The following is a 16,077-nucleotide window of genomic DNA, read 5'->3' on the forward strand; positions in this document are numbered from 1 at the left end:
GGTGTGGAACGAGGCGCTGGGAGCGCTTAAACTCACTTATCAAACCTTGGCGCATATTTTTTGGGATGCGCCCAAGCCGCAAAGCTACCTCTATAAATTTCAACGAATGGACGCTACGGATCTGCGCCAAATCACGGGTTTGTATTACGCTGCGGATGGCTCGCGCGCGTTTTATAAGGGAGAGGTTTTAGCGGGCGCCGATGCTGCGAACCTGCAGGCTATAAAAGGCTCTGACGGAAGGGCTAGCGGCGTTTATACCGCGGATGGCGCGAGCGTGTATTTTAAAAATCTACGCCTTGACGCGCGCGATAACGGCGGTCATTACGAACTTTTGAGGCAGTGGTTGAGCTATTTTTTGTGGGATGCGAAAGGCGGCGACGTTTTTGCGAACGATCTGAAATTTGACCCCGCCGCAGCGCCCTATATTCCGCTAAATAGGCAGCTTGCGCACTCAAATCATCTGTTTTTTGCCTCTCCAGGCGGCATCTATTATTTCGACGAGAACGACGGAAAGCAAAAGCGCGCGGGAGATAACCCTTTTTCGGGCGAGATCCGCGCGCTTAGCGGCAGCGTTTTTCAAAGCGGTGAGCGGATATATTTTTTAGAAGGCGCCGAAGTTTGGGGCGGCGGCCGCAGCACTCGTAGGCTGGTCGCTCGCAAAAGCGGACTTTTCGCGCTCGAGCTGCCGCATGAGTGGCGCAGGGTAGGCGGCGTGCACGGCGGGCTATACGGCTGGGTGTATTCAAACGGCGGGCGATTTTTCTACTTCGACGATCTGGGCTCTTCGCAGCTGATAGATCGGTGTATTTATGAGATCAGGGATCTAGATTTGGTTGAAATTTTGCTTCAAAAACAGAGCCTCGGCACGGATAAAATTCGCGAGATGATAAAGAGCGGCGGGCTTGAGGCGGTGGACGGCGAGCTACTTTTCGAGGTAAAGACGCGAGTGGAATTTTAGGGCGATTTGAGCACAATTCGAGCGCAGAAAGCGCTGCTAAATTTTAAAATTTGATTTTATTTCGGCATAAATTTTTAAAATTTAAATGTAGTCGTGGGCTCTAGCGTAGGTTTAGAAATTTCATCGCAAATTCCTTTAGAGGGAGCGCGCAAATTTCGTTTCGCGCTGTCGCGACGGCGTGCGAAATATTTTGTATCGGTTGCGATTTTTGCGTCGCGGCGTGCTTAGATAAGGCGTCGCCGTAAATTTTATTTTAGTGCTACAGCTTTCCTAAAATTTCGCTAGCAGTGCAGGCAACACAGCGGCAGAGCGTAAATTTAAAAGCCTCAATCGCAAAGTTACACGCATAAAATTTGCGCGCTGAAGCTTACTGGATAAAATTTAAGAGCTTGGATTCAAAAGCGCAAATATCTTACTCCGATATGAAATTTAACAGAGTGAGTGCAGATCGAGCGGCGCGATCAAAGCGCCGTTTTGCGAGCAGACGAGCCCCAAGCGGCGCCAAAAGCGAGCATAGGATGCGAGAAACGTTATTTTATAAATCCGCTTGCCACTACGCGGTCGCGCTCGTCGTAAAAAACCGCGAGCTGTGCAGGAGCAATGCCTGCTGCGGGTGCGGACAGCACGGCATGCACGCCGCCGTCCTCACGCGGCGAAATTTTAACGGGGAGTTTGGCGCTGCGGTAGCGGATCTTAACGCCGAGACCCGGCATATTTAAAATTTCATCCCTGCTTAAAAAGGCGTTGAAATTTTCGGTGTCGAACTCGTAGGTTGCCAGCTCCTCCTTGCAGCCCACGACGATCTCGTTTTTGTGCGGGTCGATGCTTAGCACGAAGTGCGGCTCATGCGCGCCGTGGACCGTAAAACCGCGGCGCTTGCCGATCGTGTAGTGCATGTAGCCCTCGTGAGTGCCGATGGCGTTGCCCGCGCGGTCGCGCACGATACCGGGCATTTTGGTGCCCGTATGACGGTTCAAAACGTCGATGTAGGTGGTGTCCACAAAGCAGATCTCGCTGCTTTCGCTCGCAGAAGCGATCTGCGAAAGCTCCGTATAGGCGCGCGCGGCCTCTTTGACGTCCTTTTTATACATCCCCCCAAGCGGAAAGAGCATGAACTCAAGCGCGGTGGGATCGATATTTGCTAAAAAATAGCTCTGATCTTTGCTAAGATCTACAGCGGCTTTTAAAAGCCCGTCCTTGATGCGGACGTAATGCCCCGTAGCTAGGCGCTCAAAGCCCTGCTCGCGCGCAAATTCCAAAAGCTTGCCGAGCTTTATACGGCGGTTACACAGCGCGCACGGATTTGGCGTAAGACCGCCGATATATGCCTGCACGAAGGGCTCGTAAACGTCGCGGTTAAAATCATCCTGCAGATCCAAAATATGGATTTTTATGCCTAAAAACTCGCCCACCTTGCGGACTTTGGCGATGTTTGCTTCGTGATAGCCCGGCTTTGCGTGCAATTTCATATAGCAGCCCTGCACCTCGTGCCCTGCATCCTGCAGCAGCTTCGCGCACATCGAGCTATCCACGCCGCCGCTCATCGCGACTAAAATTTTCATTCGTTCTCCTTACGTCGCACATCCGTTAAAATTTCATCCACGCTGTCGCAGAGCATGAAATTTTGCAGATCGCTTTCGTTTATCGCACCAGATTTTAGCAGTGAAGTGCGGAAAAACTTCATTAGCGGCGCGTAGAATTCCTCGTCGTAAAGATAGATCTGCGCGCGCTTAAAGCCCGTCTGCACCAGCACTAAAATTTCAAAAAACTCATCCAGCGTACCAAAGCCGCCTGGAAAGATGACGAAAATTTCGCTGTTTTCGATAAGTGCGCCTTTGCGCGGTGCAAATGCCGAAAATTTCGCGCCCTGCGTCAAAAAGCCGTTGCTTTTTTGCTCAAACGGTAGCATGATGTTAAAGCCCACGCTGTGCGTTTTCGCGCGCGAGAAAGCGCCTTTGTTCGCGCCCAGCATAATCCCACCACCGCCGCCCGTGATGATCGCGTATCCCATATCCGCAAGCGCAGCGCAGAGGGTTTGCGCGTCTTTTACGTAGCGATTGTCCTCGCTAAAGCGCGCCGAGCCAAAGATCGTGGCGCTTTTGCCCACGTTTTTGAGATTGTCGCGGGCGATTTTGATGTCTTTTAAAATTTCTTTTAATTGCATGATTAATCTATCTTTTATGTATATTATTTAAAATTTTAACTTTAAGAATAGCATTAAATTTTTAAAATTTCGTTTAAAATAGTAGAATTTACGTGATTTAAAATCTCATCGTAAATCATACTAGGTTGCTAAGCTTTCGTAAGAATCCGCCGACGCCGCGGTAAGCGTTCATATCGATCGGCTCGCAGCCCTGCTTGCTCAAAAATCGCGAGACGCTCTGTCTAAGCGCGATGGTAGCGGGCGAAAACGGATAGTGCGAGTTAAAAAGCGCGCGATTTTGTGAGCAGACGGCTACTTGTTTGCAAAACGGCACAAAGCCTAGCAGTTTAAAGCCCAGTTCGCTTATATTGCGGTGCGCAACCGACTTTAGATTTTCGTAAATCATCACGGCATCATCCTCGCTCGCGGTGAAATTTAGCAAAAACAAAACCTCTTTTTTGCTAGCTCCAAGCGTCTTTAAAAGCGCGTAGGTATTGCTGATCGAGCAGGGCTCGTTCGCACACAGCACGATATTTTCGTCGCCGATGCTCAAAAAATCTCCAAGATACTCAAGCCCCGCATCGATCAAAATAAAATCGAAGATTCCCGCCTCTTTCAGCTCGCTTGCGAAGCGAGCGGGGCTTTCGTGAGCCTTTGCGTTTGCGGAATTTCCGGCTTTTTCGGAATTTGATGAGCGGGCAGAATTTTTCATTTCATCTTCACTTGCGGAATTTTGAGAATTCTCGTCAGGGATTGAATTTTGTTTGGTGAAATCGTCGCTTTTAAAATTCTCTAGACTTTCTGATTCTGTAAAATTCCATCCATCTTCGCAATTTTGCGGCTTTTTGGCTGCACAATTCGTAGAATTTTTTGCAGCGCTTGCTATTGAATTTGAAGCGGCGAAATTTTCTGAGTTATTTTTGCCATCAGAGCTCGTGAGCTTTTGCGCGTAATTGTGCGAGCCGCTACTTTCGTCGTCTTGCGAGTCTTGCGCGCTATCCGTAGAATTTTGCATGACGTAATCGTCCGCGCTAGAGCTTGCGTTTCTGATAGAATTTTGCGAGGACGCGGGATTTTGTGAAGCAAGCGCGGGCGAAACGAGCGTTAAATTTTGAGAAATTTTTACCGCGACGGCGCTTGGCAGCGAAATCCTCTTTCTTTGCAAAGCGTTTAAGATGATCTCTTGATTGTTTAAATTTGGCGCTTCTATGATCGCCGTGCGGTAGCCCTGCTCGCTTAGAATTTCGGCGAAATTTGCTGCAATCACGCTCTTGCCGACTCCGCCCTTGGCGCTTAAAAAATTTACGATTTTATTTTGCATATCAGTCCTCTTTTAAATTTCATCGTTCCAAGCGGCAAAATCACGCTTATGCGCTCGTTTACTCCGGGATGCGGCAGAGCCAGCCTGCTGCCAGGCCTTACTTTTGCGCTTGCGTATAAAATATCCACGTCCAGCGTGCGCGGCGCGTTTTTGAAACTTCGTTTGCGCCCAAATCGTAGCTCCGCGCGCTGCATAATCTTAAGCAATGTAAGCGGCGGCAGAGAGCTTTGCACTAGCATTACGGCGTTTAAAAAATCGGGCTGATCTAAAAAGCCGAACGGCCTGTTTTTTAAGATCGGGGAATTTTGCGCTACGAAAAAGCGCGTATCGCTCTGTAAAACGCGATAAAATCGCTCGAAGCGCCGCTTGACATCTCCTAAATTCCCGCCGAGTCCAAGCAGGTATAAATTTTTAAAATTTCCGCGCTCGCGGCGCCTCATCGAGAAAACTGCGCTTTTTACGACGCATAGCGCGTCCGCGCACTCGTAAAATCCGTTTTTCTTAAGTCGCACATTCATTGGGTCTACTCGCTTAAAATTTCAGCCCCGTTTTCGCGTACGACCACGACATCCTCGATACGCACGCCAAACTCGCCGGGCAGGTAAATCCCCGGCTCCACGCTAAAGACCATCCCCTCTTTTAGCACGGTATCTCCGCGCTTTGAGATGAACGGAAGCTCGTGGATATCGACTCCGACGCCGTGTCCCGTGCTATGGAAAAACGCCTTGCCAAAGCCCTGGGCGGCGATAAAATCCCTAGCCGCCGCGTCGATCTCGCGCGCCTTTTTGCCAGGCATGACTGCAGCGATTGCCAGAGCTTGCGCCTCTTTTACGATCTCGTAAATTTCTTGTCGCTTGGCGTTTCTAAAATTTTGCTCTTTGCCGAAGTTAAAATTTTCGTCAAAGCACGCCGTACGCGTCCTATCGGAGCAGTAGCGATTAAATTTAACCCCCGCGTCAAGCAGGAGTAAATCGCCCTGCTGTAGCCGCTTTTTGCTCGGCAGAGCGTGCGCTTTAGCGGCGTTTTCATTGATCGCGACGATAGGCGAAAAGCTAAGCGCTAGCTCGCCCTTTTTCTTAAAGATGAGCTCGGCGTTAAAAAACAGCTCCTCCTCGCTCATCCCTTCGCCGCTAGCGCGCACGAAGGCGGCAAATTCGTCAAACCTCTCCGCACCTAGCTGCGCCGCTTGCTTTAAAATTTTTATCTCATCCTCTGATTTTATTATGCGCGAAATTTGCGAAAAATTCGCGCGTGCCTTAAATCTTATCCCAAGCCCTTTGCTAAGCGCCCCCCACTCGCCCACGCTAAAATCGTACGGGTTATACGTAAGCTCCTTTACGCCCGCCTTTCGCAAAAACAGCCGCGCGTCTTTTATCAAATTTCGCTCGACCTCGATCACTTCGGTATCTTTGCAAAACTCGCGCGCCTCGATGCTATAACGCGCGTCGGTAAGGAAAAATTTGCGCCCCGCGAGACTCAAAAATATCGCGTTGTCGCAGCTGTATCCGCACTCGTGGTAAACAGCGTTTTCGTCCTTTAAGATAAAATTTTTCAAATTTAACCCGGTCCTACTCGGCTTTCTGCTCGGCTCTGGCTGCCTTGATCTGCTCAAAAATTTGAATCATTCCGATCATCGCCAGATGGTATCCCACGGGACCGAAACCGATGATCTGACCCGCAGTCACGGGCGCTATTAGGCTTTTTTGTCTAAGCTCCTCCCTGCGAGCGATGTTTGAGATATGCACTTCGATCACGGGTAGGCTGACTGCGGCGAGTGCATCGCGGATAGCGAGCGAAGTGTGCGTGTAGGCGGCGGGATTGATGATGATGCCGTCGCAGGTGCCGAAGCACTCTTGGATCTTATCGACGATCTCGCCTTCGAAATTGCTCTGAAAAAACTCGATCTCGTTGCCGCTCTGATCGGCGACTGCCTTCATCTGTTTATGGATGTCCTCCATCTTCATAACCCCGTAAATAGCGGGCTCGCGCATACCAAGCATATTGATATTCGGTCCTTGAATCACCATAATTTTCATTTTTACGTCCTTGTTTTGAAATTTAAGCAAAAATTATAACCAAAGCGAGCTTATTTTTTACTATGGCGCCAAATTTGCCCGCTCAAGCCCAAGCGATAAAATTTTATCTCTAAATTTAGCGCGAAATAGAATTTTATGCTAAAATCACGCGCTGTTTTAGATAAGGAAAACGATGAGAATTTTAAGGGCGAAGTGGATTCTTGCCTGCGATGAGAATTTCAAAATTTTAAAAGAGGGCGCGATCGTCTTTGACGAGAAAATAATCGAGGTCTGCGCCTTTGCGAGTGCGGCGCGCAAATACCCGCAAGCCGAAATTTTGGACTTTAGCGGCGATATAGCGATGCCTGCGTTTATAAACCCGCACGTGCATTTGGAATTTAGCGCAAACAAAGGCACGCTGCATTACGGCGATTTTTTGGACTGGCTAGGCAGCGTCATCGCCTCAAGGCAGGAGCTGGACGCCGCAGCTCGCGGACGGTTGATCACGGAGCAGATCGCCGCGATGATGCGAAGCGGCGTGGGCACGATCGGCGAAATTTCAAGCTTCGGCAGCGAGGCTGAAGCTTGCGCGCAAAGCGGCATTAGAACCGTGTTTTTCAATGAAATTTTAGGCGCGAGCAAGGACGCTACGGCGGAGAATATTTTGAAATTTAAGCAGCGTTTTGAGCGCTCAAAGGCGCTTGCAAGCTCGCTTTTTATCCCCGCCGTGTCGGTGCACTCGCCGTACTCGACGCACCCGCAGATTACGGAGTTTGCGACGAAGCTTGCCCGCGAAAACGAGCTTGCTATAAGCACGCATTTTATGGAGAGCGCGTATGAGCGGCAGTGGCTGCGTACGGGTCGCGGTAAATTTAAAACTTGGCTTGCTAAATTTAACCCAACGCCTGCGCCTTTTTACTCGCCGCAGAGCTTCGTAGCGCATTTTAGCGGGCTTCGCACGCTTTTTACGCATTGCGTTTGGGTGGATGATTTTAGCATCCTTGATCCGAAGCTTCACTCGATCACGCACTGCGCGCGCTCCAACCGCCTGCTTAGCAAAAAGCGGCTAAGCTTTAAAAAGCTGCTCGCAAGCGGGCTTAATTACAACATCGCTACCGACGGGCTTAGCTCGAATTTTAGCCTAAGCTTTTTAGACGAGCTGCGCGCAAATTTAATGATGCACGACGAGCTGGGCTTGACGGAACTGGCGCGAGCGCTAATTTTAGGCGCAACAAAAAACGCTGCTGCAGCGCTGGGGCTAAGCTTGGGCGAGCTGAAAGCCGGCAAGCTCGCCGATATCGCCGTTTTTGAAGGCATTGAGTGCGATGAGGATCAGCTGCCGCTACAGCTCATTTTGCAGAGCAAAAACGTAAAATTACTTTTTATCGAAGGAATGAAATGCAATTTCTAAAGAATATCTTTGCGCCGATCGGCGCCGTGCTCGGGTTTATCAACAAATACTTTAAATCCCTGATTTTTCTGCTTATTTTGTTTTTGATTTTCGCAGGCGGCGAAAGCGCGCAACAAAAGGGCGCAAATCTCGCTCAGCTTTCGCTAAGTGGCGCGATAATGGACGATAGCGAAATTTTAGAAAAGATCGAAACTCTGAAAAACGACGAGGCGATTAAGGGGGTGCTTCTGCTGATCGACAGTCCCGGCGGCGCGCTAAGCCCGAGCGTGGAAATTTCGCTGGCTATCAAATCCCTAAACTCGCGCAAGCCGGTTGTCGCCTACGCCAAGGGCACGATGGCGAGCGGCAGCTACCTAGGCGGCGTGTGGGCGAGTAAAATTTACGCAAATCCGGGCAGCTTCATCGGCTCTATCGGCGTGATTATGCAGGGCTTAGATGTGAGCGAAGCGGCCGCTAAATTGGGGTTTGCCGAACAGATCGTCAAAGCGGGCGAGCTCAAAGAGGCGGGCACGATGATGCGAAAATGGAGCGACGCGGAGCGCGCGAGCCTGCAAGCTCTGGTGGATGAGAGTTACGAGCTATTCACGCGCGAAGTGGCGCAGGCGCGCTCGCTGGATCTTAGGAAGCGCGATACGTGGGCGAATGCACGAGTATTTTTGGCTAGCGGCGCCAAAGGCGTCGGACTCATCGACGAGGTAGGCTCTTTGGAGGACGCTAAAAGCGCGCTCATAAAGGCTAGCGGCGTAGCAGATCCGATCTGGCAGGAGCCTTCTGCGTATGAAAAGATGATGGATAAGCTAGCAAATAAAAGCGAGAGTTTGGTCCGCGGGGCGTTCGGCGCGAAGCTGATGGCGTATTAGAATTTTAGAAATTTTAAATTATGAGGGAATTGAAAGAGTAGAATTTTGTATGCAGAAGCTATATTGGGTTTGATTACTTTTAAATTTCCTCGCTTTTTCATTTGGCGTTTCTTTAAAATTTTATCTCTTTATGAATTTTTTCTTCGTTTAAGAACTCCTCATTTTTCTACCAATTATTCAGCCCCCTTTAAGCATCACTCTTGTATAATCACAATTCTGTTTCGCACCGAGCCGAACCTGCTTTCTTAACTCTTAAGTCCTAGTAGTTTTAGCCTTTTAGCGAACGCGTTTTTTAAAATTTTAACTGTTAAAAACAAATATCTTTAGTCAATCTTTGAAATCTAAACAAGTGATCGATTGAGCCTATGGATTTAGATCCCTTAAAGGATTTAAATCCATAAAAACAATGTTACAAAAACATAAAGTTTTTAGATTAAAAACTTCATAATCGCATCTACCTGTATAAGTATAAAGAGTTTAAATCATAGATTAAATTAAGACGCAGAATAAGACCGAAGCTTAGCTTTGGTCTTATTAATGCTATCCTTAGAGATTTATGATTTATGAGAAACGAAGTTTCGAATAAATCTTTGTAACTTTAGGTGGGTGCAGGGAGCGAAAGCTCCCGCTCGCAGTAACGGCTTTGCCGTTGCGAGAAGTATAAATATGGAGAGTTTGATCCTGGCTCAGAGTGAACGCTGGCGGCGTGCCTAATACATGCAAGTCGAACGGAATTTAAAAGAGCTTGCTCTTTTAAATTTAGTGGCGCACGGGTGAGTAATATATAGCTAATCTGCCCCTTGCTGGAGGACAACAGTTAGAAATGACTGCTAATACTCCATACTCCTTTTTACCATAAGATAAATCGGGAAAGAATTTCGGCAAGGGATGAGACTATATCGTATCAGCTAGTCGGTGGGGTAACGGCCTACCGAGGCTATGACGCGTAACTGGTCTGAGAGGATGATCAGTCACATTGGAACTGAGACACGGTCCAAACTCCTACGGGAGGCAGCAGTAGGGAATATTGCGCAATGGGGGAAACCCTGACGCAGCAACGCCGCGTGGAGGATGACACTTTTCGGAGCGTAAACTCCTTTTGTTGGGGAAGAATAATGACGGTACCTAACGAATAAGCACCGGCTAACTCCGTGCCAGCAGCCGCGGTAATACGGAGGGTGCAAGCGTTACTCGGAATCACTGGGCGTAAAGGACGCGTAGGCGGATTATCAAGTCTCTTGTGAAATCTAACGGCTTAACCGTTAAACTGCTTGGGAAACTGATAATCTAGAGTAAGGGAGAGGCAGATGGAATTCTTGGTGTAGGGGTAAAATCCGTAGATATCAAGAAGAATACCTATTGCGAAAGCGATCTGCTGGAACTTAACTGACGCTAATGCGTGAAAGCGTGGGGAGCAAACAGGATTAGATACCCTGGTAGTCCACGCCCTAAACGATGTATACCGGTTGTTGCTGTGCTAGTCACGGCAGTAATCCACCTAACGGATTAAGTATACCGCCTGGGGAGTACGGTCGCAAGATTAAAACTCAAAGGAATAGACGGGGACCCGCACAAGCGGTGGAGCATGTGGTTTAATTCGAAGATACGCGAAGAACCTTACCCGGACTTGATATCTAACAAATCATCCAGAGATGGAAGAGTGTCTGCTTGCAGAAATGTTAAGACAGGTGCTGCACGGCTGTCGTCAGCTCGTGTCGTGAGATGTTGGGTTAAGTCCCGCAACGAGCGCAACCCACGTCATTAGTTGCTAACGGTTCGGCCGAGCACTCTAATGAGACTGCCTTCGTAAGAAGGAGGAAGGTGTGGACGACGTCAAGTCATCATGGCCCTTATGTCCGGGGCGACACACGTGCTACAATGGCATATACAATAAGACGCAATATCGCGAGATGGAGCAAATCTAAAAAATATGTCCCAGTTCGGATTGGAGTCTGCAACTCGACTCCATGAAGCCGGAATCGCTAGTAATCGTAGATCAGCCATGCTACGGTGAATACGTTCCCGGGTCTTGTACTCACCGCCCGTCACACCATGGGAGTTGATTTCACTCGAAGCGGGAATGCGAAATTCGCTACCCTCCACAGTGGAATCAGCGACTGGGGTGAAGTCGTAACAAGGTAACCGTAGGAGAACCTGCGGTTGGATCACCTCCTTTCTAGAGTACAAATAGATATCCTCTCACAAGGTATCTATCATAAAGCCTTAGCGCTAACATATGTTTAGCTCTAAGCATGCTCAATCGAGCTTGTTTAGGTTTGAGAGATTGACGGACAAGATTAAAATTTTAGTCTTGTATTTATAAGCTATTTTCCTTAATATATTGAAGTAAGAATTAACTGCTTAATACAATCTATTTTATATTGTTAAAATAGATCTGTTTAGATTTTTTTCTTAGACGAGGAAGTTTTAAGAAAATCAAGCAGCGTATTAGGTATATGCGACGCCGATTTTTGCAAAAACTGACGAAGTATAAGGAAAAAAGATAAACAAAGATGGGGAATTAGCTCAGCTGGGAGAGCGCCTGCTTTGCACGCAGGAGGTCAGCGGTTCGATCCCGCTATTCTCCACCATAAGATATTTGCAATGTAGATCTAAATAGAGAATTTTAACCAAGCCTAGTTCAAACAGATCAAGATTTATTAAATTTAACAAATTTGATCAAGCATCATAACTTAAAATTTTCTATTTAGGTTTACCCTAAACGTTCTTTAAAGTACCATTGTTAAAGTCACAATCAAGTTTTAATAAAACAATTTTACAGGACTTGTTAAAGCTTTGATTATTCGAAGTGATGCCAAGCCTTTAGCTTTTTATGTTATCCAAAGCTAAAAGCTAAGATCAATACACGCTTATAGAGCTTAACTTACTTTATAAGTTTGATCTCTTTCCGTCTTAATTCGAGTTAATCAAATACTATAGAATAAATTTAACGCTTAGGTTTTAAAGATAAAGCAATTCAAAAATGCTTATCCGTAAACCAACTAGCTTAGTTAGATCGATTTTATCTTTAACAAGGAAGTAATGCGAATTAGAATATATAAATAAAAATAGTCTAAGTATTTTTTACGAATCTAATCCTAAATGATTTCTTTTATAGAAATTTTACGGCAACGCCGAAAGCGTTGCTGTGCTTTAGGTGGGTCGAGGGAGCGAAGCTCCCCGTCGCAAAGAGCGGCTTTGCCGGTCTGCGAAGTAAAAAATATATAAAAGGTAAGCTACTAAGAGCGAACGGTGGATGCCTTGGCTAGTAGAGGCGATGAAAGACGTGCCAGACTGCGATAAGTCTCGGGGAGCCGTCAAGGGGCTTTGATCCGGGAATTTCTGAATGGGGCAACCCAATACATAGCGATATGTGTTACCATTAACGGAGCCAACGCGGGGAACTGAAACATCTAAGTACCCGCAGGAAGAGAAATCAATAGAGATTACGCTAGTAGCGGCGAGCGAACGCGTAAGAGGGCAAACCACTAGTTTACTAGTGGGGTTGTAGGACCGCAACATAGACTAGGATCTGATAATAGAACAATCTGGAAAGGTTAGGCATAGAGGGTGATACTCCCGTATATGAAATCACATCCTTACTTAGCGGTATCCTGAGTAGGACGGGACACGTGAAATCCTGTCTGAAGCCGGGTCGACCACGATCCAACCCTAAATACTACTACTAGACCGATAGCGTACAAGTACCGTGAGGGAAAGGTGAAAAGAACGGCGGTGAGCCGAGTGAAATAGAACCTGAAACCGTTTGCTTACAATCATTCAGAGCACTATGCTATGCTCTTTAAAATTAATCCAGCTTGGCTTTTTAGCCCTTTTTTATGAAACTGCGACTGCGGCAGCCAGATCCGGCTAGCCTTGCCTTGTTTCATAAAAAATCATCTAAAAATCCTGCGCATTTGAAATTCTAAATTTTGATCTAATAAAATTTCATCATAGATGACACAAATAGAATTTTATGGTCTAAATTTTAGAAGTAACGATTAGCGATTAGTTTTAATGAGTATAGCAGTGTGATGGACTGCCTTTTGCATAATGAGCCTGCGAGTTGTGGTGTCTGGCGAGGTTAAGGAAACCCGGAGCCGTAGCGAAAGCGAGTCTTAATAGGGCGATTAGTCAGATGCTGCAGACCCGAAACGATGTGATCTATCCATGAGCAGGTTGAAGCCGGTGTAAGAGCCGGTGGAGGACCCAACCGACGGCCGTTGAAAAGGCTCCGGATGACTTGTGGATAGGGGTGAAAGGCCAATCAAACATCGTGATAGCTGGTTCTCTCCGAAATATATTGAGGTATAGCGTCGTGTAGTAGTTATAAGGGGTAGAGCACTGAATGGGCTAGGGCATACACCAATGTACCAAACCCTATCAAACTCCGAATACTTATAGCGTAACCACGGCAGTCAGGCGGCGAGTGATAAAATCCGTCGTCAAGAGGGAAACAACCCGGACTAACAGCTAAGGTCCCCAAATCTCATTTAAGTGGAAAACGATGTGAAGTTACTGAAACAACCAGGAGGTTGGCTTAGAAGCAGCCATCCTTTAAAGATAGCGTAATAGCTCACTGGTCTAGTGATTTTGCGCGGAAAATATAACGGGGCTAAAATGAGTACCGAAGCTTTAGACTTGCACTTAATCATTTATACTAGCTCGTCTTTTGGCGATAAATTAATGAGTTCGATTTTTTCTCAATCGATAGGCTAAAAGCCTTATCTCAATCGAAAAAATCTTCACAACATTAATTTCTCATCCAAAATACTTCGCTTTCTATATTCAAATTTTAAAGATTTCAAACTTTGTTGATTTTAAAATTTCTTAGAATTTTAAAATCCCAATTTAGATATTTACAATTTAACAACCAAGAAGCGAAGAAAGACAAATAAAACTTTAAGATATCGGATAAATTCTTAAATATCTTAAGTTTTAAATTTAAACAAAGCCGCAAGAAAAGTATAAATCATTAAGTGCAAGTGGTAGGAGAGCGTTCCAATCAGCGTCGAAGCCGTACCGGTAAGGAGCGGTGGAGCGGTTGGAAGTGAGCATGCAGGCATGAGTAGCGATAAAATACGTGAGAATCGTATTCGCCGTAAACCCAAGGTTTCCTACGCGATGCTCGTCATCGTAGGGTTAGTCGGGTCCTAAGCAAAGTCCGAAAGGGGTATGCGATGGAAAATCGGTTAATATTCCGATACCGATATCAGTGTGCGACGGAAGGACGCTTAAAGTTAGTGGAGCTAGCGGATGGAAGTGCTAGTCTAAGGAAGTAGGTTGAGTTATAGGCAAATCCGTAACTCTTTATCCGAGATCTGAAAGGCTTCTGACGCTCTTCGGAGTAGATGAAGAATCCATGATACTATCGAGCCGAGAAAAGTTTCTAAGTTTAGCTGATATCGCCCGTACCGTAAACCGACACAGGTGGGTGGGATGAGTATTCTAAGGCGCGTGGAAGAACTCTCTTTAAGGAACTCTGCAAAATAGCACCGTATCTTCGGTATAAGGTGTGCCTAGCTTCGTTAAGAATTTACTTCGTAAGCGAAGAAGGTTACAACAAAGAGTCCCTCCCGACTGTTTACCATAAACACAGCACTCTGCTAACTCGTAAGAGGATGTATAGGGTGTGACGCCTGCCCGGTGCTCGAAGGTTAATTGATGATGTTAGCTTACGCAAAGCATCTGATCGAAGCCCGAGTAAACGGCGGCCGTAACTATAACGGTCCTAAGGTAGCGAAATTCCTTGTCGGTTAAATACCGACCTGCATGAATGGCGTAACGAGATGGGAGCTGTCTCAAAGAGGGATCCAGTGAAATTGTAGTGGAGGTGAAAATTCCTCCTACCCGCGGCAAGACGGAAAGACCCCGTGGACCTTTACTATAGCTTGACACTGCTACTTGGATAAAGATGCGCAGGATAGGTGGGAGGCTTTGAGTCGTAGATCTCGGTTTACGATGAGCCATTGTTGAGATACCACTCTTCTTTATTCGGGTAGCTAACTAGCCTAAGTTATCCTTAGGTAGGACAATGTCTGGTGGGTAGTTTGACTGGGGCGGTCGCCTCCCAAAATGTAACGGAGGCTTACAAAGGTTGGCTCAAAGCGGTTGGAAATCGCTTGTAGAGTATAAAGGCAAAAGCCAGCTTAACTGCGAGACATACACGTCGAGCAGAGACGAAAGTCGGTCTTAGTGATCCGGTGGTTCTGTGTGGAAGGGCCATCGCTCAAAGGATAAAAGGTACCCCGGGGATAACAGGCTGATCTCCCCCAAGAGCTCACATCGACGGGGAGGTTTGGCACCTCGATGTCGGCTCATCGCATCCTGGGGCTGTAGTCGGTCCCAAGGGTATGGCTGTTCGCCATTTAAAGTGGTACGTGAGCTGGGTTTAAAACGTCGTGAGACAGTTTGGTCCCTATCTTCCGTGGGCGTTGCAGATTTGAGAAAGCCTGCTCCTAGTACGAGAGGACCGGAGTGGACGCACCTCTGGTGTACCTGTTGTCACGCCAGTGGCATCGCAGGGTAGCTATGTGCGGAAGAGATAACCGCTGAAAGCATCTAAGCGGGAAACTCGTTTCAAGATGAGATCTGCCGGGGATTGATCCCCCTGAAGAGTCGTTCAAGACCAGGACGTTGATAGGCTGGGTGTGGAAGTGCAGCAATGCATTAAGCTAACCAGTACTAATTGCTCGTGAGGCTTGACCCTATAACTTTGATGCCCAATGAAGCATCAAGAAAGAGCCGGATGCGTGCAGTCATGATTGAATGCTGATAGAATTCTATGGATTGACAATGAGTGCGCTTAAATCATGCGAACATTCTGAGCGTTCTTTATTGCAAAAAGTTAAAGCTTGATGACCATAGCAAGGCGGATCCACTCCTTCCCATCCCGAACAGGACCGTGAAACGACTCAGCGCCGATGATAGTGTGGTTCTTCCATGCGAAAGTAGGTCACTGCCAAACACCTATCCTAAGCCCCCGACAGATGTCGGGGGCTTTTACTTTGTATTGTTTCGGTTTGGCGAATATCATTACCCTGTATGGCGGCGGTGGAGTGGGGTAATATTCCGGATGATCCGGTTGCAGAAGGATGGGCTTTATTGATGTGGGAGGAGGCCGCTCCGGAATTGAAGTAAGTTGGAGAATGTTGCAGAATAAATACATTTGGGGATAGTGAAGTTGGAAATATTTAAAATTGTTTGAATTAAAATGATGAGAAGCATATGATAATAAAATATTTAGTGGTAACGCCTCCACGGCGGTGCCGTCCATATTAACGAAATGATAGGAAAACGCCCTTATGAAAAAATTCCTCTTTGCCGCACTCTCCGTTCTGACCGCCTCGCTGTCGCTGGCCGCCGTCAA

General features: G+C 47.1%; 10 protein-coding genes, 1 tRNA gene and 3 rRNA genes. 7 read left to right on the forward strand and 7 right to left on the reverse strand.

What is annotated here, in order from left to right:
* Nucleotides 1-958 (forward strand): DKNYY domain-containing protein (locus Q0614_RS01110; RefSeq protein WP_298785898.1); only part of this gene is annotated, 958 nt, incomplete at its 5' end.
* A 530-nt stretch (nucleotides 959-1,488) separates the two neighbouring features.
* Here the strand turns inward: Q0614_RS01110 and mnmA are convergent.
* From mnmA to aroQ, 6 genes are all read right to left on the reverse strand, one after another.
* Complete coding sequence (gene mnmA, locus Q0614_RS01115; RefSeq protein ID WP_298785899.1) at nucleotides 1,489-2,520, reverse strand: tRNA 2-thiouridine(34) synthase MnmA; 1,032 nt, start codon at nucleotides 2,518-2,520, stop codon at nucleotides 1,489-1,491.
* Nucleotides 2,517-3,122, reverse strand: coding sequence for a TIGR00730 family Rossman fold protein (locus Q0614_RS01120; RefSeq protein WP_298102852.1), 606 nt, complete (start codon nucleotides 3,120-3,122; stop codon nucleotides 2,517-2,519). Before Q0614_RS01120 ends, mnmA begins: the two co-directional genes overlap by 4 nt.
* A 115-nt stretch (nucleotides 3,123-3,237) precedes the next feature.
* Nucleotides 3,238-4,422, reverse strand: a complete 1,185-nt coding sequence (locus Q0614_RS01125) for a P-loop NTPase (protein WP_298785901.1) — start codon at nucleotides 4,420-4,422, stop codon at nucleotides 3,238-3,240.
* Nucleotides 4,404-4,940 carry a 2-amino-4-hydroxy-6-hydroxymethyldihydropteridine diphosphokinase gene (gene folK, locus Q0614_RS01130; RefSeq protein WP_298785903.1) on the reverse strand — a complete coding sequence of 179 codons (537 nt, stop codon included), beginning with the start codon at nucleotides 4,938-4,940 and terminating at the stop codon, nucleotides 4,404-4,406. Before folK ends, Q0614_RS01125 begins: the two co-directional genes overlap by 19 nt.
* A gap of 5 nt (nucleotides 4,941-4,945) precedes the next feature.
* On the reverse strand, nucleotides 4,946-5,977 hold the full coding sequence (locus Q0614_RS01135) for a M24 family metallopeptidase (protein ID WP_298785904.1): 1,032 nt from the start codon (nucleotides 5,975-5,977) through the stop codon (nucleotides 4,946-4,948).
* Nucleotides 5,978-5,990: 13 nt separating this feature from the next.
* The gene (gene aroQ / locus Q0614_RS01140) at nucleotides 5,991-6,458 is read right to left on the reverse strand and encodes a type II 3-dehydroquinate dehydratase (RefSeq protein WP_297950960.1); all 468 of its coding nucleotides are present in this window, start codon (nucleotides 6,456-6,458) and stop codon (nucleotides 5,991-5,993) included.
* A 172-nt stretch (nucleotides 6,459-6,630) separates the two neighbouring features.
* On the opposite strand from aroQ, the gene Q0614_RS01145 reads away from it, so the two are divergent.
* From Q0614_RS01145 to rrf, 6 genes are all read left to right on the forward strand, one after another.
* The gene (locus tag Q0614_RS01145) at nucleotides 6,631-7,848 is read left to right on the forward strand and encodes a metal-dependent hydrolase (protein WP_298785905.1); all 1,218 of its coding nucleotides are present in this window, start codon (nucleotides 6,631-6,633) and stop codon (nucleotides 7,846-7,848) included.
* Nucleotides 7,836-8,708, forward strand: coding sequence for a signal peptide peptidase SppA (gene sppA / locus Q0614_RS01150; RefSeq protein WP_298785906.1), 873 nt, complete (start codon nucleotides 7,836-7,838; stop codon nucleotides 8,706-8,708). Before Q0614_RS01145 ends, sppA begins: the two co-directional genes overlap by 13 nt.
* Nucleotides 8,709-9,371: 663 nt before the next feature.
* Nucleotides 9,372-10,884 (forward strand): 16S ribosomal RNA (locus Q0614_RS01155).
* A 339-nt stretch (nucleotides 10,885-11,223) separates the two neighbouring features.
* Nucleotides 11,224-11,299 (forward strand) — tRNA-Ala (locus Q0614_RS01160).
* Nucleotides 11,300-11,938: 639 nt separating this feature from the next.
* Nucleotides 11,939-15,417, forward strand: a 23S ribosomal RNA gene (locus Q0614_RS01165).
* A 144-nt stretch (nucleotides 15,418-15,561) separates the two neighbouring features.
* Nucleotides 15,562-15,675: ribosomal RNA gene (rrf, locus tag Q0614_RS01170) — 5S ribosomal RNA — on the forward strand.
* Together the 16S, 23S and 5S rRNA genes with 1 tRNA gene alongside form the textbook arrangement of a ribosomal RNA operon.
* Here rrf and Q0614_RS01175 read toward each other — a convergent pair.
* A partial coding sequence (locus tag Q0614_RS01175; RefSeq protein WP_298785909.1) for a hypothetical protein occupies nucleotides 15,664-16,077 on the reverse strand: 414 nt, incomplete at its 5' end. The genes rrf and Q0614_RS01175 overlap by 12 nt on opposite strands.

It is taken from the genome of uncultured Campylobacter sp. (assembly GCF_937997595.1).
GTDB lineage: Bacteria > Campylobacterota > Campylobacteria > Campylobacterales > Campylobacteraceae > Campylobacter_B.